The organism is Pseudomonas sp. GW823-FHT01D03 (assembly GCF_058798255.1).
On sequence record NZ_JBXAKK010000001.1, the window covers coordinates 5611535 to 5638419 of the forward strand.

19 protein-coding genes are annotated in these 26885 nt (G+C 61.1%); 16 read left to right on the forward strand and 3 right to left on the reverse strand.

Going from position 1 to position 26885, the window contains the following annotated elements; genetic code table 11:
* Window positions 1–89: 89 nt before the first annotated feature.
* The 4 genes from AC1RBR_RS24920 to AC1RBR_RS24935 all read left to right on the forward strand — a co-directional run bounded on the left by AC1RBR_RS24920 (window position 90) and on the right by AC1RBR_RS24935 (window position 3483).
* Complete coding sequence (locus tag AC1RBR_RS24920) at window positions 90–1055, forward strand: L-carnitine dehydrogenase (RefSeq protein ID WP_492566992.1); 966 nt, start codon at window positions 90–92, stop codon at window positions 1053–1055.
* Between the two features lie 128 nt (window positions 1056–1183).
* Window positions 1184–1660, forward strand: coding sequence for a thioesterase family protein (locus AC1RBR_RS24925; protein ID WP_492566994.1), 477 nt, complete (start codon window positions 1184–1186; stop codon window positions 1658–1660).
* A 23-nt stretch (window positions 1661–1683) separates the two neighbouring features.
* The gene (locus AC1RBR_RS24930) at window positions 1684–2850 is read left to right on the forward strand and encodes a gamma-butyrobetaine dioxygenase (protein WP_492566996.1); all 1167 of its coding nucleotides are present in this window, start codon (window positions 1684–1686) and stop codon (window positions 2848–2850) included.
* Between the two features lie 369 nt (window positions 2851–3219).
* On the forward strand, window positions 3220–3483 hold the full coding sequence (locus AC1RBR_RS24935) for a hypothetical protein (protein WP_007962640.1): 264 nt from the start codon (window positions 3220–3222) through the stop codon (window positions 3481–3483).
* Between the two features lie 153 nt (window positions 3484–3636).
* Here AC1RBR_RS24935 and gbdR read toward each other — a convergent pair whose 3' ends face one another.
* Together gbdR and AC1RBR_RS24945 are read right to left on the reverse strand one after the other, a co-directional pair.
* Window positions 3637–4740, reverse strand: a complete 1104-nt coding sequence (gene gbdR, locus AC1RBR_RS24940; protein WP_007949927.1) for a choline metabolism transcriptional regulator GbdR — start codon at window positions 4738–4740, stop codon at window positions 3637–3639.
* 550 nt (window positions 4741–5290) lie between these two features.
* The gene (locus AC1RBR_RS24945) at window positions 5291–6667 is read right to left on the reverse strand and encodes an L-serine ammonia-lyase (protein WP_492566998.1); all 1377 of its coding nucleotides are present in this window, start codon (window positions 6665–6667) and stop codon (window positions 5291–5293) included.
* 436 nt (window positions 6668–7103) lie between these two features.
* Here AC1RBR_RS24945 and AC1RBR_RS24950 point away from each other — a divergent pair, with 436 nt between their 5' ends.
* The 3 genes from AC1RBR_RS24950 (at window position 7104) to choV (ending at window position 10135) form a co-directional block, all read left to right on the forward strand.
* Window positions 7104–8048 (forward strand): choline ABC transporter substrate-binding protein, encoded by a 945-nt coding sequence (locus tag AC1RBR_RS24950; protein WP_007959751.1) that lies wholly within the window; start codon window positions 7104–7106, stop codon window positions 8046–8048.
* Between the two features lie 66 nt (window positions 8049–8114).
* A complete protein-coding gene (choW, locus tag AC1RBR_RS24955; protein WP_492566999.1) occupies window positions 8115–8960 on the forward strand; it encodes a choline ABC transporter permease subunit in 846 nt (281 codons plus the stop codon).
* Complete coding sequence (gene choV, locus AC1RBR_RS24960; RefSeq protein WP_007962646.1) at window positions 8957–10135, forward strand: choline ABC transporter ATP-binding protein; 1179 nt, start codon at window positions 8957–8959, stop codon at window positions 10133–10135. The genes choW and choV overlap by 4 nt, the downstream gene beginning before the upstream one ends.
* A 200-nt stretch (window positions 10136–10335) precedes the next feature.
* Here choV and AC1RBR_RS24965 read toward each other — a convergent pair whose 3' ends face one another.
* Window positions 10336–12276: a BCCT family transporter gene (locus AC1RBR_RS24965; protein WP_492567271.1), complete on the reverse strand. Its 1941-nt coding sequence runs from the start codon at window positions 12274–12276 to the stop codon at window positions 10336–10338.
* A 485-nt stretch (window positions 12277–12761) separates the two neighbouring features.
* Between AC1RBR_RS24965 and betI the strand changes: the two genes are divergently transcribed.
* The 9 genes from betI to yccS all read left to right on the forward strand — a co-directional run bounded on the left by betI (window position 12762) and on the right by yccS (window position 26876).
* The gene (gene betI / locus AC1RBR_RS24970; RefSeq protein WP_095137483.1) at window positions 12762–13355 is read left to right on the forward strand and encodes a transcriptional regulator BetI; all 594 of its coding nucleotides are present in this window, start codon (window positions 12762–12764) and stop codon (window positions 13353–13355) included.
* A gap of 90 nt (window positions 13356–13445) precedes the next feature.
* On the forward strand, window positions 13446–14918 hold the full coding sequence (gene betB, locus AC1RBR_RS24975; protein WP_027610639.1) for a betaine-aldehyde dehydrogenase: 1473 nt from the start codon (window positions 13446–13448) through the stop codon (window positions 14916–14918).
* Between the two features lie 209 nt (window positions 14919–15127).
* Complete coding sequence (gene betA / locus AC1RBR_RS24980) at window positions 15128–16831, forward strand: choline dehydrogenase (RefSeq protein ID WP_115985990.1); 1704 nt, start codon at window positions 15128–15130, stop codon at window positions 16829–16831.
* Window positions 16832–17116: 285 nt separating this feature from the next.
* Complete coding sequence (locus AC1RBR_RS24985; RefSeq protein ID WP_492567002.1) at window positions 17117–18559, forward strand: TldD/PmbA family protein; 1443 nt, start codon at window positions 17117–17119, stop codon at window positions 18557–18559.
* A complete protein-coding gene (locus tag AC1RBR_RS24990) occupies window positions 18559–19896 on the forward strand; it encodes a TldD/PmbA family protein (protein WP_481395962.1) in 1338 nt (445 codons plus the stop codon). The genes AC1RBR_RS24985 and AC1RBR_RS24990 overlap by 1 nt, the downstream gene beginning before the upstream one ends.
* 174 nt (window positions 19897–20070) lie before the next feature.
* Window positions 20071–21510 (forward strand): multidrug transporter subunit MdtD, encoded by a 1440-nt coding sequence (gene mdtD, locus AC1RBR_RS24995; protein ID WP_095137487.1) that lies wholly within the window; start codon window positions 20071–20073, stop codon window positions 21508–21510.
* 228 nt (window positions 21511–21738) lie between these two features.
* Window positions 21739–23124 (forward strand): ATP-dependent RNA helicase DbpA, encoded by a 1386-nt coding sequence (gene dbpA / locus AC1RBR_RS25000; protein ID WP_007962660.1) that lies wholly within the window; start codon window positions 21739–21741, stop codon window positions 23122–23124.
* A 153-nt stretch (window positions 23125–23277) separates the two neighbouring features.
* Entirely contained in the window at window positions 23278–24456 is a 1179-nt protein-coding gene (locus tag AC1RBR_RS25005) for a BaiN/RdsA family NAD(P)/FAD-dependent oxidoreductase (RefSeq protein WP_492567005.1), read from the forward strand.
* A 227-nt stretch (window positions 24457–24683) separates the two neighbouring features.
* Window positions 24684–26876, forward strand: coding sequence for a YccS family putative transporter (yccS, locus tag AC1RBR_RS25010; RefSeq protein ID WP_481395964.1), 2193 nt, complete (start codon window positions 24684–24686; stop codon window positions 26874–26876).
* Window positions 26877–26885 lie beyond the last annotated feature (9 nt).

Here is a 26885-nt window from a genome sequence, read left to right on the forward strand (position 1 = left end):
CTCTGCCCATAAAGATGCGTCGGATGTACCGGCCTCTTCGCGAGCAAGCCCGCTCCCACAGTTTTTTGTGCCAAATTCAGGAAATCACCATGAGCTTTATCACCGAGATCAAAACCTTCGCCGCCCTCGGCAGCGGTGTCATCGGCAGCGGCTGGGTCGCGCGTGCCCTCGCCCATGGCCTCGACGTGGTGGCCTGGGACCCGGCGCCCGGCGCTGAAGCCGCGCTGCGCAAACGCGTGGCCAATGCCTGGGGCGCGCTGGAGAAGAACGGTCTGGCGCCCGGCGCGTCGCAGGAGCGTCTGCATTTTGTCGCGACCATCGAGGAATGCGTACGCGATGCCGACTTCATTCAGGAAAGCGCCCCGGAACGCCTTGAGCTGAAACTGGAGCTGCACAGCAAAATCAGCGCAGCGGCCAAGCCCAATGCCTTGATCGGATCGAGCACTTCCGGCCTGTTGCCGAGCGAGTTCTACGAGAGTTCGACCCACCCTGAACGCTGTGTGGTCGGTCACCCGTTCAACCCGGTCTACCTGCTGCCGCTGGTGGAAGTGGTCGGCGGCAAGAACACTGCGCCGCAAGCTGTGCAAGCGGCAATGAAAGTCTACGAATCCCTCGGCATGCGCCCGTTGCATGTGCGCAAGGAAGTGCCGGGATTCATCGCTGACCGTCTGCTCGAAGCGCTGTGGCGCGAGGCGCTGCACCTGGTCAATGACGGGGTGGCGACCACTGGCGAGATCGACGACGCAATCCGTTTTGGCGCCGGGTTGCGCTGGTCGTTCATGGGCACGTTCCTGACCTATACGCTGGCCGGCGGTGACGCGGGGATGCGTCACTTCATGTCGCAGTTCGGCCCGGCGCTGCAGTTGCCGTGGACTTATCTGCCCGCGCCGGAATTGACCGACAAGCTGATCGACGATGTGGTCGATGGCACCAGTGATCAGCTCGGCCGCCACAGCATTTCGGCGCTGGAGCGCTATCGTGATGACTGCCTGCTGGCGGTGCTGGAGGCGGTGAAAACCACCAAGGAAAAGCACGGGATGAGTTTCAGCGAGTAATCCTTGCTCAGCAGTTCCGGCCCCTTCGCGAGCAAGCCCGCTCCCACAGGTGACCGCATTCCAATGTGGGAGCGGGCTTGCTCGCGAAGACGGCAGCCCCAGTCACTATTAATGTTGGATCTGACACCATGCCCACTCTCACCACCTACCAAACCACCATCATCCCCGACTGGGTCGACTACAACGGCCATCTGCGCGACGCCTTCTATCTGCTGATCTTCAGTTACGCCACCGATGCCCTGATGGACCGTCTCGGCATGGACAGCAGCAACCGCGAAGCCAGCGGCCACTCGTTGTTCACCCTCGAACTGCATCTGAATTATCTGCACGAAGTGAAGCTCGACGCCGAGGTCGAAGTGCGCACGCAAATCATCGGCCACGACAGCAAACGCCTGCACCTCTATCACAGCCTGCACCTGGCGGGCGACGACAAGGAACTGGCCGGCAACGAGCAGATGCTGCTGCACGTCGACCTCGCCGGCCCACGTTCCGCGCCGTTCACCCCGGACACCTTGAGCCGCCTGCAAGCCATCGTTTTAGAGCAAGTCGACTTGCCCGCCCCGGCTTACATCGGCCGCGTCATCGCCCTGCCACCCGCCCGCTAATTCCTCCCACGCAAGGAGCCGCCATGTACACCGCTGCCGCTGTTGCCGATTTCCGTACTTATCCGTTGATCAGCGCGCTGAGCGGCGTGCAGAACCTGACGGATCGCGTTTCGCTTGCCTGGGCCGATGGCCGCATCAGTCCGTTTCATCATGTCTGGTTGCGGGACAACTGCCCGTGCGAGCAGTGCGTCTACAACGTCACCCGCGAGCAAGTATTCGAGATCGTCGATGCTGCGCCGGATCTCGTCCCCGCCCACGCGCACATCGACAGCGACGGCTGTCTGCTGATCGACTGGCAGGATGGCCATCGCAGTCGCTTTTTCGATCCGGGCTGGCTGCGTGCGCACGCCTATGACGACGAGTCCCGCGCCGAACGTCTGGCGGCCAAACCCCAGCCCTATCTGTGGCGCAGCAATTTGCAGCTACCGGTATACGAATATTCAGCGCTGATGAACGACAACGGCGCGCTGCTGCAATGGTTGGTCGCGGTACGCGACATCGGCCTGACCCAAGTGCGCGGCGTGCCCACCGAGCCGGGTTCGCTGAAGCTGATCGCCCAGCGCATTTCGTTCATCCGCGAGAGCAACTTCGGCGTGCTGTTCAACGTGCAGTCCAAGGCCGATGCCGACAGCAACGCCTACACCGCTTTCAACCTGCCATTGCACACCGATTTGCCGACTCGCGAGCTGCAACCGGGGCTGCAATTTCTGCATTGCCTGGTGAATGATGCCGAGGGTGGCGAGAGTATTTTCGTCGACGGTTTTGCGATTGCCGATGCTTTGCGTCAGGAAGCACCGGAGCTGTTTCAGGCGCTGTGCGAGATCCCCGTGGAATTCCGCAACAAGGATCGTCATAGCGACTATCGCTGCCTGGCGCCGATTATTGCGCTGGACGCGTTGGGGCGAGTCGCGGAGGTGCGCATGGCGAACTTTCTGCGCGGAGCGTTCGATACATCGGTGGAGCAGATGCCGCTGCTGTATCGCGCCTATCGGCGCTTGATCGCGATGACCCGCGAGCCACGGTTTCGGCTGATGCAGCGGCTTAATCCGGGTGAGCTGTGGTGCTTTGATAATCGGCGGACGCTGCATGCGCGCAATGCGTTTGACCCGGCGACCGGGGCGCGGCATTTTCAGGGCTGCTACATCGATCGGGATGAGTTGTTGTCGCGGATTCTGGTGTTGCAAAGGTAAACCGCGTCATCGTTCTTCGCGAGCAGGCTCGCTCCCACACTGGAACGCATTTCAAATGTGGGAGCGGGCTTGCTCGCGAAGGCGTCAGAGCCAACCACACATCGCTCCCGGATTCACAGCCAAAAAAAGCCCCGATACAAGCCGTGACAGGATCGGGGCAGAGGGTACTGTTGAGGAGCTGCCAATCGAGGGTGACCAAACCGTCTGTAGCGAGCTGAGGTCAGTGTGCCGACTCCCCTTTGTACTGAGTTAGCCGAAAACGACCTGTTCATAGCCGTCGCGGCCACTGCGACAAATCGCCCTTGCCGTCACTCCCCCCGCCCACCAGAATCGAATCACGACCTCCGTTGCCGAAGAAGGAAGCGCGCCATGATGTATGCCGATTTGATCGATCAGGAAGACTTGTTGGGCCAGCTCAAGGCATTGGGGTTTCAGGTGCCGAGCGGTTCGACCGCCGAGCAGGCCTGTGAGTGTGCGGTGCGTGGTCTGGACAATGTTCGCGCGTTTGAATTGCGCAAGATGGTCAAGGACATGTACACCAGCGGCGCCAGTATCCAGCCTGCAGTGCGCCAGGCGATCGACAAGCAGTTGTTGCCGGCGTTGGCGGATTACCAGCAAAGCCATAGCGCCTGACAAATAACTGTGGCGAGGGAGCTTGCTCCCGCTGGGCCGCGCAGCGGCCCCAACCCGGCAGATGCACTGTTCCAGATAAATCGCATTCGCAGGTTTAACGAGCGCTTCGCGCTCGAGCGGGAGCAAGCTCCCTCGCCACAAAAACTGTTCGGTCTACAGCCTTACGCTGGCAAACGTCGACTCATTACGCGCCTGACTCAACGCCGACATCGGCCCAGACAGCGGCGACATCACGATCGCCTGCGGCAGCGGCAGCATCGCCACTTGCTGCGTGGTGTTGGAGCCGACGCGCTCGTCACGCGGCGGAATGCCGAAGTATTCGCGGTAGCACTTGGAGAAGTGCGGCGTCGAGACGAACCCACACACCGACGCAACTTCGATGATCGACATCGGCGTCTGCTTGAGCAGTTGCCGCGCGCGGATCAGGCGCAGCTTGAGGTAGTAGCGCGACGGCGAGCAGTGCAGATATTTCTGGAACAGCCGCTCCAGCTGGCGACGCGACACGGCGACATACACCGCCAGTTCGTCGAGGTCGATCGGCTCTTCCAGATTGGCTTCCATCAGCGCGACGATTTCCTGCAGCTTCGGCTGGTTGGTGCCGAGCATGTGCTTGAGCGGCACGCGCTGGTGATCCTGCTCGTTGCGGATGCGTTCGTAGACGAACATTTCCGAGATCGCGGCGGACAGTTCACGGCCGTGATCGCGGCTGATCAGATGCAGCATCATGTCCAGTGGCGCGGTGCCGCCGGAGCTGGTGAAACGGTTACGGTCGAGGGTGAACAGTCGGGTGCTCATCGCCACGCGCGGGAAAGCTTCCTGCATCGCCGCCAGACATTCCCAGTGCACGCTGCAATCGAAACCGTCGAGCAGACCGGCGCAAGCCAAAGCCCAGCTGCCGGTGCACACCGCGCCCAGACGCTTGGACTGACGGGCCTGGCTCTGCAGCCATGAAACGTGTTCACGGGTCACGGTGCGTTGAATGCCGATCCCGCCGCAGACGATCACGGTGTCCAGGGGCGGGGCTTTGTGCATGGAGGCATCGGGGGTGATTTGCAGACCGTCACTGGCCCACACCTGGCCGCCATCGACGGTCAGGGTGCTCCAGCGATACAGCTCACGACCGGACAATTGGTTGGCCATGCGCAGGGGCTCGACTGCGGAGGCCAGAGAAATCAGCGTGAAATTGTCCAGCAGCAGAAAGCCGATGGATTGAGGCGCACGGTTCTGGGGTTGGGCCCCGGAGTTGAACGACGTCATCGCGGTATCTCCTCACACAAAGCGGGTGATGGCCTCAGGCGGAGGCTCTTGTTATTGCCGGCGTTCTCGCGTGGGAGACGGGCTTTGTTATGACAGAGCAATTGCCATGCCTAAAATTGAATGGCTGTTCAATAACTCCTGAAAACGACGTCGCGACGTGTCTATTCAAGACGTCGGACACAGGGTGTTTCGAAGTGCCATCAGCGGCGCCGAGAGCCCTGCCCCGCTGCCTGTGAGCAGATCGGTAGCACTTGTGGGAACGGGCTTGCGCGCAGTTGTTTCAGAGTGTCACCGCAAGCACGGGTGACGGACGGTAGGGGGTGCGAATGGCGTACTGCGAGTGGGAAAGGCTCTTATCTGATTGCGACGCGCTAAAAGGTGGCGTGATCTGATTAGCGTGTGCACTTGGTGAGCAGTTTTGACTGGTCTGGACTCTTCGCGAGCAAGCCCGCTCCCACAGTGAATCTCCAGTGAACACAGAATTTGTGAACACCCGGTTCCAATGTGGGAGCGGGCTTGCTCGCGAAGAATTCCACTCGGTATTGCTGATTCAGCACTCAACCGCACTAACCGCCAACCCACCCCGCGAGGTCTCTTTATATTTGTCATGCATATCAGCGCCGGTATCACGCATGGTGCGGATCACCCGGTCCAGCGAGATGAAGTGCTGGCCATCGCCGCGCAGGGCCATCTGCGCCGCGTTGATCGCTTTCACCGCAGCAATCGCATTGCGCTCGATGCACGGCACCTGCACCAGCCCACCCACCGGATCGCAGGTCAGGCCGAGGTTGTGTTCCAGGCCGATTTCCGCGGCGTTGCACAATTGCTCCGGCGTCGCGCCGAGAATCTCCGCCAGCCCTGCGGCTGCCATCGCGCAGGCCGAGCCGACCTCGCCCTGGCAGCCGACTTCGGCACCCGAGATCGAGGCGTTCTTCTTGCACAGAATGCCCACCGCCGCCGCGCCCAGGAAGTAGTCGACGACGTTGGCGTCGGTGACCGCTTCGCTGAACTTCATAAAGTAGTGCAACACCGCCGGGATGATCCCCGCCGCGCCATTGGTCGGCGCCGTGACCATGCGCCCGCCGGCCGCGTTTTCTTCATTGACCGCGAGGGCAAACAGGTTGACCCACTCCATGGCGCTGAGGGTCGAGCCGATCACGTTGGGCTTGTTCAATTCCTGCAGGCTGCGATGCAACTTGGCTGCACGCCGACGCACATTTAGGCCACCGGGGAGGATGCCTTCATGCTTGAGGCCCTGCTCGACGCAATCCTGCATCGCCCGCCACAGCTTCATCAGCCCGGCACGGATTTCCTCTTCGCTGCGCCAGACCTTTTCGTTGGCCATCATCAATTCGGCAACGCGCAAGTTGTTCTTTTGACACAACTGCAGCAGCTCCACCGCGCTGGAAAAGTCATAAGGCAATTCGGTGCGATCCAGATCGACCACGCCGCTGGATGCCTGTGCCTGATCCACGACAAAGCCGCCACCGACCGAATAATAGGTGTCGCGATGAATCTCCCCATGATCGCCTTCGGCAATCAGGGTCATGGCGTTGGGGTGGAACGGCAGGTTTTCGTCGATCAGGCGCATGTCGCGGGCCCATATAAACGGGACCGACAGGCGACCATCCAATAACAGCGTGTGAGTTTCACGCAGCGCCTGAATGCGCGGGCCGATTTGCGACGGGTCGATTGCGTCCGGCCACTCGCCCATCAGGCCCATGATCACTGCGTTGTCGCTGCCGTGCCCGATACCGGTGGCCGACAGCGAGCCGAACAGTTGCACTTCAATACGCCGCACCTGCTCGAGCAGGTGCCGGTCGCGCAGCGATTCGACAAACAGGGCGGCGGCGCGCATCGGGCCGACGGTGTGGGAACTGGACGGGCCGATGCCGATTTTGAACAGGTCGAAAACGCTGATAGCCATTGCTGCAGAGCTCCTGAGGATGCCGTTCCCGGGCGTTAAGCGCCCGCTGGCGGAGCTGCTACGCTCAAGCTGCGATCCGCCGGAATGCCCGCATCATCAGGCTTTTGTCAGGTCGCTCGGCGTCTGACACCGACGCACTCATGCCCACCAACGCCGTGCCGGTTTCCTCCCGTGTTTTCGCCGTTTTTATGCGGTTCAGATGGCCAAACCGGGTAGAAAAAAGCTGTAAACGACGTCACTGACACTGGATGCGACCATCCCTGTACTGGATACGACCCACCCTGTAGGCGTCAGATTTTCACTGGTACATGATCGTTATGACTCGATTGCAAGGCGCCGTGGTAGAGCTGTCTCCAGAACGCCATCCAACCGCAACCTATAAGTGCGGTGGTCCTCAGTCGGAACACTGCCAAAAAAAACACCAAGGAGTCCATCCATGAAAGGTTCCCCGTCGTTGTTGTTGGCCGCCATGCTGAGTCTGCCGTTACTGGCTCAAGCCGCAGAACCGGCGCAGTGCAGTACCGTGAACTTCTCCGATGTCGGCTGGACCGACATCACCGCAACAACCGCCACCACCTCCGTCGTGCTCCAGGCCCTCGGCTACAAGACCAAGACCACCATGATCTCTGTACCCGTGACCTACAAGTCGCTGGCCGACGGCAAGAACATGGACGTGTTCCTCGGTAACTGGATGCCGACCATGGAAAACGACATCAAGGCCTACCGCGACGCTGGCACCGTGGAAACCGTGCGCACCAACCTCAAGGGCGCCAAGTACACCCTCGCCGTACCGCAAGCCCTGTACGACAAGGGGCTGCATGACTTCGCCGATATCGCCAAATTCAAGAAAGAGCTCGATGGCAAGATCTATGGCATCGAGCCTGGCAACGACGGCAACCGCCTGATCCAGAGCATGATCGACAAGGACGCTTTCGGTTTGAAAACCGCCGGCTTCAAGGTCGTCGAATCGTCCGAAGCGGGCATGCTGTCGCAGGTCGACCGCGCGCAGAAACGCGACACCGCCGTGGTGTTCCTCGGCTGGGCGCCGCACCCGATGAACAAGCGCTTCAAGATTCAATACCTGACCGGTGGTGACGATTTTTTCGGCCCGGATTTCGGCGCCGCCACCGTGGCGACCAACACCCGCAAGGGCTACGCAGAGGAATGCAGCAACGTTGGCCAACTGCTGAAAAACCTGGAGTTCACCGTCGACATGGAGAGCGAACTGATGGGCAACATCCTGGACGACAAGATGAAGCCTGACGCGGCCGCCAAGGCCTGGCTGAAAAAGAATCCACAGGTGCTCGATACCTGGCTTGCTGGCGTGACCACCATTGACGGTAAACCAGGCCTGGAGGCCGTGAAAGCCAAACTCCAGTAATCGCTTATGCCGGACGGCTCACGCCGTCCGGGCTGTTTATTTCCTTGCATGCGGACGTTCACTACCATGCTGATTGATCAGAAAATCCCTTTAGGCCAGTACATCGCGGGCTTCGTTGAATGGTTGACGCAACACGGCGCCAACACCTTCGACGCAATCGCCGTGACACTGGAAACGATGATCCACGGCGTGACGTTTGCGCTGACCTGGTTCAACCCACTGGTCTTGATTGGCCTGATTGCAATCATCGCCCATCTGATTCAACGCAAGTGGGGCCTGACCGCGTTTGTGGTCGCCTCCTTTCTGCTGATCCTCAATCTGGGGTACTGGCAGGAGACCATGGAAACCCTCGCCCAGGTGATGTTCGCAACCCTGGTCTGCGTGGTCATCGGCGTGCCGCTGGGCATCGTCGCCGCGCACAAGCCGATGTTCTACACGGTGATGCGTCCGGTACTCGATCTGATGCAGACCGTACCGACCTTCGTTTACCTCATTCCTACCCTGACCCTCTTCGGGCTGGGTGTGGTGCCGGGCCTGATCTCCACGGTGGTGTTCGCCATCGCTGCGCCGATCCGCCTGACCTATCTGGGCATCCGCGATGTCCCGCAAGAACTGATGGACGCCGGCAAGGCCTTTGGCTGCTCGCGTCGCCAATTGCTCTCACGGATCGAACTGCCTCACGCCATGCCGAGCATCGCTGCCGGCATCACCCAGTGCATCATGCTGTCGCTGTCGATGGTGGTGATCGCGGCACTGGTGGGCGCCGACGGACTCGGCAAACCGGTGGTCAACGCACTGAACACTGCTGATATCGCCCTGGGCTTCGAAGCGGGCCTGGCGATCGTACTGCTGGCGATCATGCTCGACCGTATCTGCAAACAACCCGACGCCAAAGCAGGGGGTGACTCATGAGCATAATTCGCTTCGATAACGTTGACGTGATCTTCACCAAGGATCCGCGCGAAGCACTGAAACTTCTCGATCAAGGCTTGACCCGCAGCGAGATCCTGAAAAAAACCGGGCAGATCGTCGGCGTTGAAAAGGCCAGCCTGGACATCAACAAAGGCGAGATCTGCGTACTGATGGGCCTGTCCGGCTCCGGCAAGTCGAGCCTGCTGCGTTGTATCAACGGCCTCAACACCGTGAGTCGCGGCAAGCTGTTCGTCGAACACGAAGGCAAGCAGATCGATATCGCGTCCTGCACGCCGGCCGAACTGAAAATGATGCGCACCAAACGCATCGCCATGGTGTTCCAGAAGTTCGCCCTGATGCCGTGGCTGACGGTGCGCGAGAACATCAGTTTCGGTCTGGAAATGCAGGGCCGACCGGAAAAGGAACGCCGCAAGCTGGTCGACGACAAGCTCGAACTGGTCGGCCTGACCCAATGGCGCAACAAGAAGCCCGATGAACTCTCCGGCGGCATGCAGCAGCGTGTCGGCCTGGCCCGGGCGCTGGCGATGGACGCCGACATTCTGCTGATGGACGAACCGTTCTCGGCCCTCGACCCGCTGATCCGTCAGGGTCTGCAGGATGAACTGCTGGAACTGCAACGCAAGCTGAGCAAGACCATCGTGTTCGTGAGTCACGACCTTGACGAGGCGCTCAAACTGGGTAGCCGCATCGCGATCATGAAGGACGGCCGGATCATCCAGTACAGCGTGCCGGAAGAGATCGTGCTGAACCCGGCGGACGACTATGTACGCACCTTCGTGGCCCACACCAACCCGCTCAACGTCCTGTGTGGCCGCAGCCTGATGCGCACGCTGGACAACTGCAAACGCATCAACGGTTCGGTGTGCCTCGACCCGGGTGGCGATTCGTGGCTGGATCTGGCCGAAGGCAACACGATCAAGGGCGCGCGGCAGAACGGTTCGGTGCTGAACCTGCAGAACTGGGCACCGGGGCAAGCGGTGGAAGCGCTGGAACGCAAGCCGACCCTGGTGGACTCGAACATCGGCATGCGCGATGCGCTGCAGATTCGCTACCAGACCGGCAACAAACTGGTGCTGCACGACAACAACCATGTGGTGGGGATTCTTGGCGACAGCGAGCTGTATCACGCGTTGCTGGGCAAGAACCTGGGGTAAGAACCGCAGACACAAAAACGCCGCGAGAGGATCGCGGCGTTTTTGTTTGTCAGGGAATCAGGTCAAACCGTGTTGTGGTTGATGGCCTTTTCGCGAGCAAGCCCGCTCCCACAGTTAAAATGCATTCCAATGTGGGAGCGGGCTTGCTCGCGAAGAATGCGGCGCGGTGCATCAGACAGAAACACCGCACCACCTGCAACTTAGCTGTACACCCGGCCAAGGAGCTGCCGATGGCTTTCAAACTGATCGAGCACATCGCGTGTGATCTGATCCTGCGTGAAGCCCATCAGGTCGTAGTCCTGGCTGCCGTTGTGCAAATACACCTCGGCGCGGTAGTAACGCTGGCGCGCTTCATCGGACTGGGCCGATTCGGTCGGGTTCGCCAGGTAGCCGTCCAGGCTCACTTCGTAGACGAAAGGGTTGCCCTCTTCCATCTCGATGCGCACGCCCATGCAACGCTTGGATTTGCCCAACAGCGTCTGCACTTCCAGGCCCTGTGCACGCATTTGTGCAGCAGCGTCTTCCAGCGCCGGGCTGACCTGCTTGTCCATGAAACGCTGCACCACCGATTGGCTCGGTTGCAGGTCCAGTTGCGTCAGACGCTCGCTGAAACCACGACGACCGCGCTCAGCCAGTTGCGCCTGCTCCTGTTCGATCTGCACGTCCTGGCGCATGGCCTTGTGCAGCCCGAACATGAAGCACACCAGCACCACCGAGAACGGCAGACCGGCCAGCACCACCATGGTTTGCATGGCTTCGAAGTTACCGGCGAACAGCAGACCGATGGTCACCAGGGTGATCACCACCGACCAGAAGATCCGCAGCCAGTGCGGCGCATCTTCATCAACGTTGCCGCCCTTGCAGGACAGATTCGCCATCATCACCGCGCCGGAGTCGGCCGGAGTCAGGAACAGCACGAAACCCACGAAGATCGACACACCGATGACGACTTTCGACGCCGGGTAGTGTTCCAGCAACTGGTAGATCGCCATCGACGGCTGTTCCAGCGCCGTCTTGCCGAGTTCCACCGCCCCCTGGTTGATCACCAGATCCAGTGCCGAGTTACCGAAGATCGACAGCCACGCCAACGTGAAGCCCAGCGGAATCAGCAGCACGCCGGCCACCAGTTCACGCACGGTACGACCACGGGAAATACGCGCGATGAACATGCCGACGAATGGCGCCCAGGAAATCCACCAGGCCCAGTAGAACAGGGTCCACAGGCCCAGCCAGCGGTCGGACTTGGCGTTGTCGCCTTCGTAGACGTACAGGTCGAAGGTCTTCAGCACCACGCCGTTAAGGTAGTCGCCGATGTTCTGCACGAAGCCGTTGAGCAAGTGCAAGGTCGGGCCGAACAACAGGACAAAAATCAGCAGGCCGCTGAACAGCACGATGTTCAGGTTGGACAGACGACGAATGCCGTTTTCCACACCGGACACGGCAGCGATGGTCGCCACGGTGCTCATCACGATGATCACGATCAGCAGATTGGTGTTGCTGTGTTCCATGCCGAACAGGTTTTCCAGGCCGGAGGACACTTGCAGCGAGCCGATCCCCAGGTTGGTCACCAGACCCAGCAGGGTCACGAACATGCCGAAGCCGTCCACCGCGTGACCGGCCGCGCCTTTGACCCAACGCTCGCCCACCAGTGGATACAGCGCCGAACGCAGGGCCAGCGGCTGGTTATGACGGTACGCGAAGTACGCCACGGCCAGACCGACCAGTGCGTAGATCGCCCAGCCGTGCAGGCCCCAGTGCAGGAAGGTCAGTTGCACCGCCTGACGCGCGGCCAGGTTGGTGGCCGCTGCGCCTTCCGGCGGATTGAAGTAATGGTCCAGCGGCTCGGACGCGCCGAAGTACAGCAGCGAAATACCGATACCCGACGAGAACAGCATCCCCGCCCAGGCGCCGTAGCTGAAATCCGGGGTGTCGTCCTTGCTGCCCAGTTTGAGTTTGCCGTACGAGGAAAACGCCAGGCCCACCACAAACACCAGGTAAGCGGCGATCACCACCATGTAGTACCAGCCGAAGCTGCGCGACAACCAGGCCTGAGCCATACCCAACATTCTGCCGGCCTCTTGCGGGGCGATGATCAGAATGGCGGTCAACAACAGAATCAACGCGGTAGAGGTGTAAAACACCCAACCGTTGACCGTCACCTTCTCGGGCGGGGTCTTTATTAGCGAGGCAGAACTCATGGCACAAATGCTCCAGGCAGTGCGAGAGAAGAACACAAGGCAACACGGAACCCGACCAATCGGTTAGTTGGCAGCCGACCGGCGGGTGATATAAAGACACCCCGAAAAAAGCCCGAACCTGCCGAAATGGCGTTGCGAATCGCTTTCGTGGCCAAAGCTGTGCGGACGTTCATCCGAAACCTGGCCCCGAGCGTCTTGCCCATTCAACACGTCCATCGAACAGCGAACCGCGCCATGCCCCACGCAGGTTTCAAGCATTTTCGGATGTCGTTTTATCGCCATTTACAAGCAGAAAAAATCTGTAGGCAGCGACGATTTGTCGCAGATCTTATTCTTTGTTGATTGAACGTTCAATCAAAACAAAATAGACTGGCCCTCAATCCGATAGGCGTTTATCGCCCGTTGGAAGGCCTAAGGAGATGTGCAAGATGCCCAAGGTCGGTATGCAACCCATCCGCCGCCAACAACTGATCGAAGCCACGTTGCAAGCGGTCGATCAGGTCGGTATGGGGGACGCCAGCATTGCGCTGATCGCCCGTTTGGCCGGTGTCTCGAATGGCATCATCAGTCACTATTTTCAGGACAAGAACGGCCTGATCGCCGCCACGATGCGGTATCTGATGAATGTCCTCAGCGAGAACGTCACCGCGCGCCGTCAGGCGCTGGCAGACAGCAGCCCACGGGCGCATCTGCAGGTGATCATCGAAGGCAACTTCGACGCCAGCCAGGTCAATGGCCCGGCAATGAAAACCTGGCTGGCCTTCTGGGCCACCAGCATGCACCAGCCGTCTTTGCACAGGTTGCAGCGGATCAACGATCACCGTCTGTATTCCAACCTGTGCTGCGAGTTCCGCCGTGTGCTGCCGCTCGAAGATGCGCGCAGCGCCGCGCGTGGACTGGCAGCGTTGATTGACGGCTTGTGGTTGCGCGGCGCGCTGTCGGGAGACGCTTTCGACACGGTGCAGGCGCAACAGATCGCTTACGAATACATGGATTTCCAATTGGCCAAGCAGGTGAGTTAGAGCACACAGAAAACGCTCGGCCCCTGAACCGCCATCGCAGCACCACCGCGATGGTCAACGCCAACCAACCAATGCACTTGCGAGGACACTATGGCCCGTTTCGAACTGCAAAAACTCTACATCGATGGCGCGTACTCCGACGCTGGCAGCGATGCCACTTTCGAAGCCATCAACCCGGCGAACGGTGAAGTCCTCGCCCAAGTGCAACGTGCGACCAAGGAAGACGTCGAGCGTGCCGTGGTCAGCGCTGAAAAGGGCCAGAAGATCTGGGCAGCGATGACCGCCATGGAGCGTTCGCGCATCCTGCGTCGCGCCGTCGACATCCTGCGCGAGCGCAACGATGAGTTGGCTGCTCTGGAAACCCTGGACACCGGTAAAGCCTTCTCCGAAACCAAATACGTCGACATCGTCACCGGCGCCGACGTGCTGGAATACTACGCAGGCCTGGTGCCGGCGATCGAAGGCGAGCAGATTCCGCTGCGCGACACTTCCTTCGTCTACACCCGTCGCGAGCCACTGGGCGTGGTTGCCGGTATCGGCGCGTGGAACTACCCGATCCAGATCGCGCTGTGGAAATCCGCACCGGCCCTGGCCGCCGGTAACGCAATGATCTTCAAGCCAAGCGAAGTCACCTCGCTGACCACCCTGAAACTGGCCGAGATCTACACCGAAGCCGGCCTGCCAAACGGCGTGTTCAACGTACTGACCGGCAGCGGCCGTGAAGTCGGTACCTGGCTGACCGAGCACCCGCGCATCGAAAAAGTCTCCTTCACTGGCGGCACCGACACCGGCAAGAAAGTCATGGCCAGCGCTTCGGCTTCCTCGCTGAAAGACGTGACCATGGAACTGGGCGGCAAGTCGCCGCTGATCATCTGCGACGACGCCGACCTCGATCGCGCCGCCGACACCGCGATGATGGCTAACTTCTACAGCTCCGGTCAGGTCTGCACCAACGGTACTCGCGTATTCGTGCCGAGCCACCTGAAAGCCGCTTTCGAAGCCAAGATCGTCGAGCGCGTAGCGCGCATCCGCATCGGCAACCCGGAAGACGAAAACACCAACTTCGGCCCGCTGGTCAGCTTCGCCCACATGGAAAGCGTGCTGGGTTACATCGCCAAGGGTAAAGAAGAAGGTGCCCGCGTGCTGTGCGGCGGCGAGCGTCTGACCGACGGCGAATTCGCCAAAGGTGCATTTGTCGCGCCGACCGTGTTCACCGACTGCACCGACGAGATGACCATCGTCCGTGAAGAAATCTTTGGCCCGGTGATGGCGATCCTCTCCTACGAGACCGAAGAGGAAGTGATCCGTCGCGCCAACGACACCGACTTCGGCCTGGCCGCCGGTATCGTCACCAAAGACCTGAACCGCGCACACCGCGTGATTCATCAACTGGAAGCCGGTATCTGCTGGATCAACGCCTGGGGCGAGTCCGACGCGAAGATGCCGGTTGGCGGTTACAAGCAGTCGGGCGTGGGTCGTGAAAACGGCATCAGCTCGCTGACCAACTACACACGCATCAAATCGGTACAGGTCGAGCTGGGCGATTACGTCTCGGTGTTCTGATCTGACGCAACTCTGAAGTTGGGGCCCTTGTGGCGAGGGAGCTTGCTCCCGCTGGGCTGCGCAGCGGCCCCAACTGCAGACACCGCGCTCATCCAGACAGAGCTCGGTCGCAGGTTCTGCGACTGCTTCGCAGTCGAGCGGGAGCAAGCTCCCTCGCCACAGAAAGTGGCCACTCGGCAGCCTGACCACATCTAAAGAGGGTGCATTCAATGTCCCAAGAATTCGATTACATCATCATCGGTGCCGGCTCGGCCGGTAACACCCTGGCGACCCGTCTGACTGAAGACGAAGGCGTCACCGTGCTGCTGCTCGAAGCAGGTGGCCCGGACTACCGTTTTGACTTCCGCACGCAAATGCCGGCCGCGCTGGCATTCCCGCTGCAAGGTCGTCGCTACAACTGGGCGTACGAAACCGATCCGGAGCCACACATGGACGGTCGCCGGATGGAGTGCGGTCGCGGCAAGGGCCTCGGCGGCTCCTCGCTGATCAACGGCATGTGCTACATCCGTGGCAACGCCATGGACTACGACGGCTGGGCGAAACTGCCAGGTCTGGAAGACTGGTCGTACCTCGACTGCCTGCCGTACTTCCGTAAAGCGGAAACCCGCGACATCGGCCCGAACGACTACCACGGTGGCGACGGCCCGGTCAGCGTGACCACGCCGAAGGCGGGCAACAACCCGCTGTTCCACGCCATGGTTGAAGCCGGCGTGCAGGCCGGTTACCCGCGTACCGAAGACTTGAACGGCTACCAGCAGGAAGGCTTCGGCCCGATGGATCGCACCGTGACGCCGAACGGCCGTCGTGCTTCCACCGCCCGTGGCTACCTCGACGTCGCGAAAAAGCGTTCGACCCTGACCATCGTCACCCACGCCCTGACCGACAAGATTCTGTTCGAAGGCAAACGTGCGGTCGGCGTGCGTTACCTGGTCGGTTCGGCGGAAGAGCGCGTTGAAGCCAAGGCACGCAAGGAAGTCCTGCTGTGCTCCGGCGCCATCGCTTCGCCGCAGATTCTGCAGCGCTCCGGTGTCGGCCCGGCAAAACTGCTGGAAAGCCTCGACATCCCGGTGGTTCATGACCTGCCGGGCGTCGGTGAAAACCTGCAGGATCACCTTGAGCTGTACCTGCAATACGCTTGCACCCAACCGGTCTCGCTGTACCCGTCGCTGCTCTGGTACAACCAGCCAGCCATCGGTGCCGAGTGGCTGTTCAATGGCACCGGCATCGGCGCCAGCAACCAGTTCGAAGCCGGCGGGTTCATTCGTTCGCGTCCGGAATTCGAGTGGCCGAACATCCAGTACCACTTCCTGCCAGTAGCGATTAACTACAACGGCAGCAACGGTGTGAAAGAGCACGGTTTCCAGGCGCACATGGGTTCCATGCGCTCGCCGAGCCGTGGCCGCATCCAGTTGAAGTCCAAGGATCCGCGTCAGCACCCGAGCATCCTGTTCAACTACATGGCCACCGAGCAGGACTGGCAGGAATTCCGTGACGGCATCCGCCTGACCCGCGAAATCATGCAACAGCCGGCACTGGACGCCTTCCGTGGCCGCGAAATCAGCCCGGGCATCGAAGTGCAAACCGATGAGCAGCTGGACAAGTTCATTCGCGAGCACGCCGAAACCGCGTTCCACCCGTCCTGCTCGTGCAAGATGGGCACCGACGAGATGGCCGTAGTGGATGGCGAAGGTCGCGTGCACGGCATGCAAAGCCTGCGTGTGGTCGATGCTTCGATCATGCCGATCATCACCACCGGTAACCTCAACGCGCCGACGATCATGATCGCCGAGAAAATCGCCGACAAGATCCGTGGCCGCAAGCCACTGCCGCGCAGCAATGCTGCCTACTACGTTGCTGGCGGTGCGCCGGTGAAGGGCAAGCCGATGCGTGATATCACGCCTGTTGCTCAGTAAGACGTAATACCGCGTCACGGCTAATCGCGAGCAGGCTCACTCCTACAAGGATCTCCAGCGACCACACATTATGTGAACACTGGAGATTAACTGTAGGAGTGAGCCTGCTCGCGATGAGGCCCTGCAATTCAATACCCCTCCCCCCTGCTGCACAGTAAATCCTCCTACACCCCCTCTTCACTTGATCCTACCCCCACGCAGGCCTACTCTAGACCTCGCGCAATCGTTTCACCCCTCCCCGCCGAATCGCTTCACCCCGCAACTCCATAACAAGGAGGTTCCCGAATGTTCGATTTTCACCCCCAGCTCAAGCAGCGCTTCGCTGCCTTGCGCACGGGCGCCGAGTTTTTTTCCCTGCGGTATGTGCGCGAGTCCGGCCAGTACCTGTCGGTGCGCAAGAACGTCGCCGAACCGCCGAGCCTGAGCCGTGACGAAGGCGCGATGCTTACTGTGCGGGTCAACGGCGTTGAAGCCTATGCGGCGACCAACGACCTGAGGCAGCAAGGCCTGCAAGCCGCCCTCGAACGCGCCGAACAGCAGGCCCGGCGACTCAAGCCGCACGCCTTGCTCGATCTGCGCGATCAGCCAGTGTCGAGCGATCGCGCTGATTACTTGTCGCCCAACCTCGAACAACCCTTCCCGTCCCTGAGCGAATGCTTCGAACTGCTCGGCGCGGAATCCGCCTCGGTGCCAAAGGATGAGCGCCTGGTGAATTGGCAGGCGAGCATCGGCATCACCTACGTCGAGCAGATCTACCTGAGCAGCGCCGGTGCCGAATTACGCCAGGCCCAACGCTTCGTTTATCCAAGTCTCGACGTCACTGCCTACGACGGCAACGACAGCCAGACCCGCTCCCTCGGCCGCGAAAACTTCGGCCAGCAGGGTGGCGCCGACGTGATCAGCCGTTGCGGCCTGGTCGGCGCGGGCCCACAAGTGGCCGATCAGGCCCTGCAACTGTTGCTCGCGCCGAACACCCCGCAAGGCCCGCGCGATCTGTTGCTGATGCCTGACCAGATGATGCTGCAGATCCACGAGTCGATCGGTCACCCGCTGGAGCTCGACCGCATCCTCGGTGACGAGCGCAACTACGCCGGCACCAGCTTCGTCAAAACCAGCGACTTCGGCAGCCTGCAATACGGTTCGAAGCTGCTCAACGTGACCTTCGATCCGGACATTCCCGAAGAGCTGGCCAGTTACGGCCACGATGACGACGGCAGCAAGGCCAGCAAACAATTCCTGATTCGCGAAGGCTTGCTGTTGCGACCACTCGGCGGGGCACTGTCACAGTTCCGAGCCGGTCTCGACGGGGTTGCCAACAGCCGCGCCTGCGGCTGGAACCGGCCGCCGATCGACCGCATGGCCAACCTCAACATCGAGCCGGGCGATCAGTCGCTGACGCAACTGATCAGCGGCATCGAGCACGGCATTCTGATGAGCACCAACCGTTCGTGGTCGATTGACGATGCGCGCAACAAATTCCAGTTTGGTTGCGAGTGGGGTCAGTTGATCGAGAACGGCGAACTCAAGGGTGTGGTGAAAAATCCGAATTACCGGGGCATTTCCGCGCACTTCTGGAAGAGTCTGCGCGCGGTCGGCAATGCCGGCACCCGAATGGTGCTGGGCACGCCAAACTGCGGCAAGGGCGAGCCAAACCAGGTGATCCGCGTCGGCCACGCTTCGCCGGCCTGCGTATTCAGCAACGTTGATGTGTTTGGGGGAGACGCCTGATGAGCATTTCGAAGAGTCAGTCCGACGCCTTCAAGGTCATGGTCAATTGGCTGCGCGACAGTGTGCGCGAGCCGGAACAATTCACCCTCAGCTACGCCGCCGAGTCCTCGGCGTTCGTGCGTTTCAATCACGCCAAGGTGCGTCAGGCCGGCCAAGTGCAGCAAGCCGACGTAGGGCTGAAGCTGATCAACGACGGCCGTCATGCCGACCTGCATATCACCCTGTCCGGTGATCAGGAAGCCGATCTGCAACGCCTCGCCGAAGGCCTGCAACAATTGCGCGAAACCCTGCCGCTGCTGCCACAGGATCCGTACCTGCTGCTCAACCACAACGGCTGGCAGAGCAACAACGTGCAGGAACATCCGCTGCCGGACACCGAGCAGGTGGTCGAGGAAATCTGCAGCGCTGCTGAAGGTCTGGATCTGGTCGGCTTCTATGCTGCCGGCCCGATCAGCCGCGGTTTCGCCAGTTCATCGGGGGCGTTCGGCTGGCATCAGGCCAACAGCTTCAACTTCGACTTCAGCCTGTTCCACGACAACGGCGAAGCAGTGAAAGCAAGCTACGCCGGGCACGAGTGGAGCAGCGAAGGCTTCGCCCGCCGCTTCCAGCAGGCGCGCGAGCAACTGGCGTTCCTCGGTCGACCGTTGCGCACTCTGGCACCGGGGCAATACCGCGCGTACCTGGCGCCGGCCGCGCTGGAGGAAATCATGGGCATGCTCAGCTGGGGCGGTTTCTCGGCGCAGTCGATTGCCAGCAAAAGCAGCCCGCTGCAGAAGCTGTATGTCGGCGATCAGGCGTTCAGTCCGCTGGTCTCACTGGATGAGCAAGTCAGCGGTTCGTTGAGCCCGGCGTTCTCCGGCGAGGGTTATCCGCGCAGCGATCTGCGACTGATCGTCGAAGGCAAGGCTGGCGATCAACTGGTCGGTTCGCGCAGTGCCGCCGAATACGGCCTGACCGCCAACGGCGCCGGCGGCGGTGAAATGCCGAGTGCGCTGAACATGGCGGCCGGTGATCTGTCACAGGCAGAGATCCTCAAGCAGTTGGGCACCGGGCTGTACATCAGCAACCTGTGGTACCTGAACTACTCGGATCAACCAGCGGCGCGCCTGACCGGCATGACTCGCTTCGCAACTTTCTGGGTCGAAAACGGCGAGATTCAGGCGCCGGTCAGCACCATGCGCTTCGACGACAGCGCCTACAGCCTGCTGGGTTCGCAGCTGGAAGCATTGACTGCCGAGCGCGAGTTGCTGCTGTCGGCGAGCACGTATAGCCAGCGCAATACCTCGTCGGCGTTGTTGCCGGGGGCGCTGGTGAGCCGACTGACCTTGACCCTGTAACACCAGGATCTCCAAAACACTGGAGATCTACTGTGGGAGCGGCGGTGCGACGATTCGACTTGCTCGCGAAAGCGGTGTGTCAGCCACAATAAATGTTGAATGACACAATGCATTCGCGAGCAAGCCCGCTCCCACCAAAAGCCTGTGCATCAACGCCCAACCACAAGAGGTTCCATGCCCACTCGCCCGCCTCTCGACGCCATCACCGCCCGCTGGTTGCCGTGGGTCGTCGCCATTGCGTTCTTCATGCAGTCCCTCGACGGGACCATCCTCAACACCGCCCTGCCGGCCATGGCCCGGGATCTGGCCGAAGACCCGTTGCGCATGCAAGGCGTGGTCATCGCCTACATGCTCACCGTGGCCTTGCTGATTCCGGCTTCGGGCTGGATCGCCGATCGCTTCGGCACCAAGAAGATTTTCTTCGGCGCGATCCTGCTGTTCAGTTTCGGCTCGCTGCTCTGCGCCTTGTCCAGCAGCCTGAGCATGCTGGTCGGCGCGCGGGTGATCCAGGGTCTGGGCGGTGCGTTGATGCTGCCGGTCGGACGGCTGGTGGTGCTGCGCGCCTATCCGCGTTCGGAGCTGGTGCGGATCATGGGTTTCATCACCATTCCCGGCCTGCTCGGCCCGCTGATCGGCCCGACCATGGGCGGCTGGATGGTGCAATACCTGACGTGGCACTGGATTTTCCTGATCAACCTGCCGGTCGGTGTTCTCGGCTGCTACGCGGTGTGGAAATTCATCCCCGACCTGCGCGGTACTGAACGCACGCGCTTCGATAGCCTCGGTTTCCTGCTGTTTGGCGCGGCGATGATCCTGATCACCATCGCCATGGAAGGTCTGGGCGAATTGCACTTGCCGCACCTGCGGGTGATGTTGCTGCTGTTCGGCGGTCTGGCCTGTCTGGCGGCGTACTGGCTGCGCGCCGGGCGTATCGAGAATCCACTGTTCGCCCCGTCGTTGTTCAAGACGCGAACCTTCGCGGTCGGAATCATCGGCAACCTGTTCGCCCGCCTCGGCAGCGGCGCCCTGCCGTTTCTGGTGCCGTTGCTGCTGCAAGTCGCGCTGGGTTACTCGCCGTCGCAAGCCGGGATGAGCATGCTGCCGCTGGCCGCTGCGGCGATGTTTGCCAAGTGGATGGCGCGGCCGCTGATCGAACGCCTTGGCTATCGCATCGTGCTCACCGGCAACACCCTGGCACTGGGGATCATGCTGGCGAGCATGGGCCTGGTCAGCGAGCAGACGCCATACTGGCTGCTGCTGTGCCTGCTGGCGGTTCTCGGCGCAATCAACTCGCTGCAATTCACCGCGATGAACACCGTCACCCTGATCGACCTCGACGACGCCAGCGCCAGCAGCGGCAACAGCTTGCTGTCGGTGGTGGCGCAATTGTCGTTGAGTCTGGGCGTGGCCTGCGCCGGTGCATTGCTCGGCGGGTTTACGGCGGAAATCGGCAACGACGGCGTCGAGACCGTGCTGGGCGCGTTCCAGCTGACGTTTGTCACGGTGGGGATCATGGCGATGCTGGCGGCGACGATCTTCTCGCAACTGTCGAAAGAGGACGGTCGTCGGGTCAAACGCCCGGATGAACATCCGGATGAGCACATTGAACACTAAACAAACAGTGAATGCTTTTGTGGCGAGGGAGCTTGCTCCCGCTGGACTGCGCAGCAGTCCCTCTTTTGACTAGAAGAGCGGGGCCGCTTCGCGCCCCAGCGGGAGCAAGCTCCCTCGCCACAGTTGAATCCCTTCTCATGGGTTTCAGGCACTGTTCGTCCAGAACTTTCGAGGAAAGTGGCACGGGGCTGCTACACTGCGCGACATTTTGTTTTGCAGGCCAGTCCCGTGACCACCATCGCCACCGCTTTTAATACTCTGCCGCTGTCCGCCGCCATGCTGGCTAACCTCGAATCCCTCGGTTATGCCCAGATGACGCCGATCCAGGCGCAGAGCTTGCCGGTGATCCTCAAGGGGATGGACCTCATCGCCCAGGCCAAGACCGGCAGCGGCAAGACCGCCGCCTTCGGCATCGGCCTGCTCAATCCGATCAACCCGCGCTACTTCGGTTGCCAGGCGCTGGTGATCTGCCCGACCCGTGAGCTGGCCGATCAGGTCGCCAAGGAAGTCCGGCGTCTGGCCCGTGCCGAAGACAACATCAAAGTCCTGACCCTGTGCGGCGGCGTGTCGTTCGGCCCGCAGATCGCTTCGCTGGAACACGGCGCGCACATCATCGTCGGCACCCCGGGGCGTATCCAGCAACACCTGCGCAAGGGTTCGCTGGTGCTCGACGGCCTGAACACGCTGATCCTCGACGAAGCCGACCGCATGCTCGACATGGGCTTTTACGACGCCATCGAAGACATCATCGAAAAGACTCCGGCACGCCGTCAGACCCTGCTGTTCTCCGCCACGTACCCGGTGGGCATCAAGCAACTGGCGTCGAAATTCATGCGCGATCCGCAAACGGTGAAAGCCGAAGCGTTCCACGACGACACGCAGATCGAGCAGCGTTTCTACGAGATTTCCCCGGAAGAGCGCATGAGCGCAGTGACCAAAGTCCTGCACCACTTCCGCCCGGCCTCCTGCGTGGCGTTCTGCTTCACCAAACAGCAAGTGCAGGAAACCGTTGACCACCTGACCTCCAAAGGCATTTCCGCCGTCGGCCTGCACGGCGATCTGGAACAGCGTGATCGCGATCAAGTGCTGGCGATGTTCGCCAACCGCAGTACTTCGGTTCTGGTCGCCACCGACGTCGCCGCCCGTGGTCTGGACATCGATGCGCTGGACATGGTGATCAACGTCGAGCTGGCCCGCGATTCGGAAATCCACATCCACCGCGTTGGCCGTACCGGTCGTGCTGGCGAGAAAGGCATCGCGGTCAGCCTCGTCGCACCGTCCGAAGCACATCGCGCGCAAGCCATCGAACAGTTGCAGAAAGCCCCGTTGAACTGGGATCAGGTCGATAACCTCAAGTCCCAGGGCGGCGCTCCGCTGCAACCACCGATGAGCACGCTGTGCATCGCCGGCGGGCGCAAGGACAAGGTTCGTCCGGGCGACATCCTCGGCGCACTGACTGGCGACGCCGGCATCCCCGGCGCGCAGGTCGGCAAGATCGCGATCTTCGATTTCCAGTCGTATGTGGCGGTTGAACGCACCGTGGTCATGCAGGCGTTGCAGCGCTTGAACAACGGCAAGATCAAGGGCCGTTCGCTGCGCGTGCGGGTTTTGTAAGCGATCTTCCAAGCAAAGAAGATCCCCTGTGGGAGCGGACTTGCTCGCGAATGCGGTGTATCAGGCGACTTATGTGTCAACTGACATACCGCTTTCGCGAGCAAGCCCGCTCCCACAGTTTGTTTTGTAGCGACCTACCAAGAGGACACCGTTTTGCGCTCTACCGAAGTCGTGATCATTGGCGCTGGCGCCGCAGGGTTGATGTGTGCACTGACCGCCGCCGGGCGTGGGCGTCAGGTGTTGCTGCTCGATCATGCGAACAAGGCCGGCAAGAAAATCCTGATGTCCGGTGGTGGCCGCTGCAATTTCACCAACATGTACACCGAGCCGGGCAATTTCCTCTCGGGTAATCCGCATTTCTGCAAATCGGCACTGGCGCGCTACACCCAGTGGGATTTCATCGGCATGGTCGTCAAGCACGGCGTGCCGTACCACGAGAAGAAACTCGGTCAGCTGTTCTGCGATAACAAATCCAGCGACATCCTCGGCATGCTGCTCGACGAGTGCGATCAGGTCGGTGTCGAGCTGCACCTGGACACCTCGATCCAGACCATCGAGAAGGTCGAAAGCGGCTACCTGCTCGACACCACCCTCGGCCAGGTTCAGTGCCAATCGCTGGTGATCGCCACCGGCGGGTTGTCGATCCCGACGCTGGGCGCTACCGGCTTCGGTTATCAGGTGGCCAAACAGTTCGGCCATGAACTGCTGCCGACCCGCGCCGGACTGGTGCCGTTTACTATCACCGATCAGCTCAAGGAACTCTGCACCGAGCTGTCCGGTACTTCGGTGGATTGCCTGGTCAGCTGCAATGACCAGAGCTTTCGCGAGAACATCCTGTTCACTCACCGTGGCCTCAGCGGCCCGGCGATTCTGCAGATCTCGTCGTTCTGGGAGCCGGGCGACACCGTGGAGATCAACCTGCTGCCGGATCACGACACCGCCGCGTGGCTGCAACAACAAGTGGCCGAGCGCCCGAACAGCGAACTGAAAACCCTGCTCGGCGAAATCTTCACCAAGAAGATGGCCAACCTGCTGGCGGACAACTGGTTCGTTTCCAAACCGATGAAGCAGTACACCCACGCCGAACTGGCGCTGATCGCCGACAAACTCGGCAGCTGGAAAGTCGTCCCGGCCGGCACCGAAGGCTATCGCACCGCCGAGGTCACGCTGGGTGGCGTCGATACCCGCGAAGTGTCGTCCAAGACCATGGAATCGCTGAAAAGCCCGGGGCTGTATTTTGTCGGCGAAGTGCTCGACGTCACCGGGCATCTGGGCGGTTTCAACTTCCAGTGGGCCTGGGCTTCCGGCTACGCCGCCGCGCAGTACGTCTGATCCAACACAAATCAAAAACTGTGGGAGCGGGCTTGCTCGCGAATGCGCTGGATCAGTCGACATACATGTTGAATGACACACCGCTTTCGGGAGCAAGCCCCCTCCCACAGTTGTTATGCGTGATGCAGTAAGGAACACTTTTTGCTGTCAGATGTGATCGGCGCCATTGCGTCGGCGTCATTACTGGCTCAATTTAGCGGCATCGCCTCGGAAGGCCTTCGCACTTCATGTCCTCGACCTCGTTTCGTCAGTCTTTGCGGCGCCTGTGGGCGCTGGATAAATTCAGCTACAGCGTGCGGGTGTTCATCGCCCTGACCGGCAGCATGGCGCTGTGTTGGTATCAGGATGAAATGGGCCTGCTGATCCCATTGTTCCTCGGGATCATCGCCAGCGCCCTGGCCGAGACCGACGACAGTTGGCAGGGGCGCCTCAACGCCCTCGCCGTAACGCTGGTATGTTTCAGTATCGCCGCGCTGTCGGTGGAACTGCTCTTCCCCTACCCCATCGTGTTTGCCATCGCCCTGGCATTGGCCAGCTTCGGCCTGACCATGCTTGGTGCGCTCGGCGAGCGTTACGGCGCGATTGCCTCGGCGACCTTGATTCTGTCGGTCTACACCATGATCGGCGTGGATCAGCGCGGCGGTGCGGTCACCGATTTCTGGCACGAACCGATGCTGCTGGTGGCGGGTGCCGCGTGGTACGGCCTGCTGTCGGTGCTGTGGCAAGCGATGTTTTCCAACCAGCCGGTGCAGCAGAGTCTGGCGCGGCTGTTCCGTGAACTGGGTTTCTACCTGAAGCTCAAAGCCTCGCTGTTCGAGCCGATCCGCCAACTGGATGTCGAAGGCCGACGGCTGGAACTGGCGCAGCAAAACGGTCGCGTGGTCGCCGCGCTGAACAGTGCCAAGGAAATCATTCTGCACCGGGTCGGCAACGGGCGCCCGGGCTCGAAAGTCAGCCGTTATCTGAAGCTGTATTTCCTCGCTCAGGACATCCACGAGCGCGCCAGCTCCTCGCACTATCCGTATAACGCGCTGGCCGATGCGTTCTTCCACAGCGACGTGCTGTTCCGCTGCCAGCGTTTGTTGCGCCAGCAGGGCAAGGCCTGCCGCGCGCTGGCCGAATCGATCCAGATGCGCCAGCCGTTCGTCTACGACGCCAGTTTTGCCGAAGCCCTGACTGACCTCGATGCCTCCCTTGAACACCTGCGCATCCAGAGCAACCCGGCGTGGCGCGGCTTGCTCCGTTCGCTGCGCGCACTGGCAGCCAACCTCGGCACCCTCGACCGTTTGCTCAGCGATGCCAGCAACCCCGACGCCTTGGCGGACGCCACCGACAGCAGCCTGCTCGATCGCTCGCCGCGCAACCTCAAGGACGTGTGGATTCGCTTGCGTACGCAACTGACACCGACGTCCTTGCTGTTCCGTCACGCCCTGCGCCTGCCGCTGGCGCTGAGTATCGGCTACGGCATGGTGCACCTGATTCACCCGTCACAGGGTTACTGGATCATCCTCACCACCCTGTTCGTCTGCCAACCGAACTACGGCGCGACCCGACGCAAACTCGGGCAGCGGATTCTCGGCACCGCCATCGGCCTGACCGTGGCCTGGGCGCTGTTCGATCTGTTCCCCAGTCCGCTGGTGCAGTCGTGCTTCGCGATCGCCGCCGGGGTGGTGTTCTTTACCAACCGCACCACGCGCTACACCCTGGCGACGGCGGCGATCACGATCATGGTGCTGTTCTGCTTCAACCAGATCGGCGATGGCTACGGGCTGTTCCTGCCGCGCCTGTTCGATACCCTGCTCGGCAGCCTGATCGCCGGCCTGACGGTGTTCCTGTTCCTGCCGGACTGGCAGGGCCGACGCCTGAACAAGGTGCTGGCCAACACCCTGACCTGCAACAGCATCTACCTGCGCCAGATCATGCAGCAATACGCCGCCGGCAAGAGCGACGACCTCGCCTATCGCCTGGCCCGACGCAACGCGCACAACGCTGATGCGGCGCTGTCGACCACCTTGGCCAACATGCTGATGGAGCCGGGGCATTTCCGGAAGGAAGCGGATGTCGGGTTCCGCTTCCTGGTGCTGTCGCACACCTTGTTGAGTTATCTGTCAGGGCTTGGCGCACACAGGGAAACCCAATTGCCGGCCGATGTGCGTGAGCATTTGATTGAAGGTGCCGGGGTGAAGCTGGCGACGAGTATCGACGAAATCGCCCAGGGCCTGGCGAACAAGCAGCCGGTGGCGATTCAGAGTGACGAAGAGGAAGCGCTGGCCAATGAGCTGGAGCAGATGCCGGACGAAATCGATGAAGGACAGCGACTGGTGCAGACGCAACTGGCGCTGATCTGCCGGCAGTTGGGGCCGTTGCGCACGTTGGCGGCGCACCTGATCAAGGACACCCGCGAGGTCAGCGGCGGCTGATCAGACGCC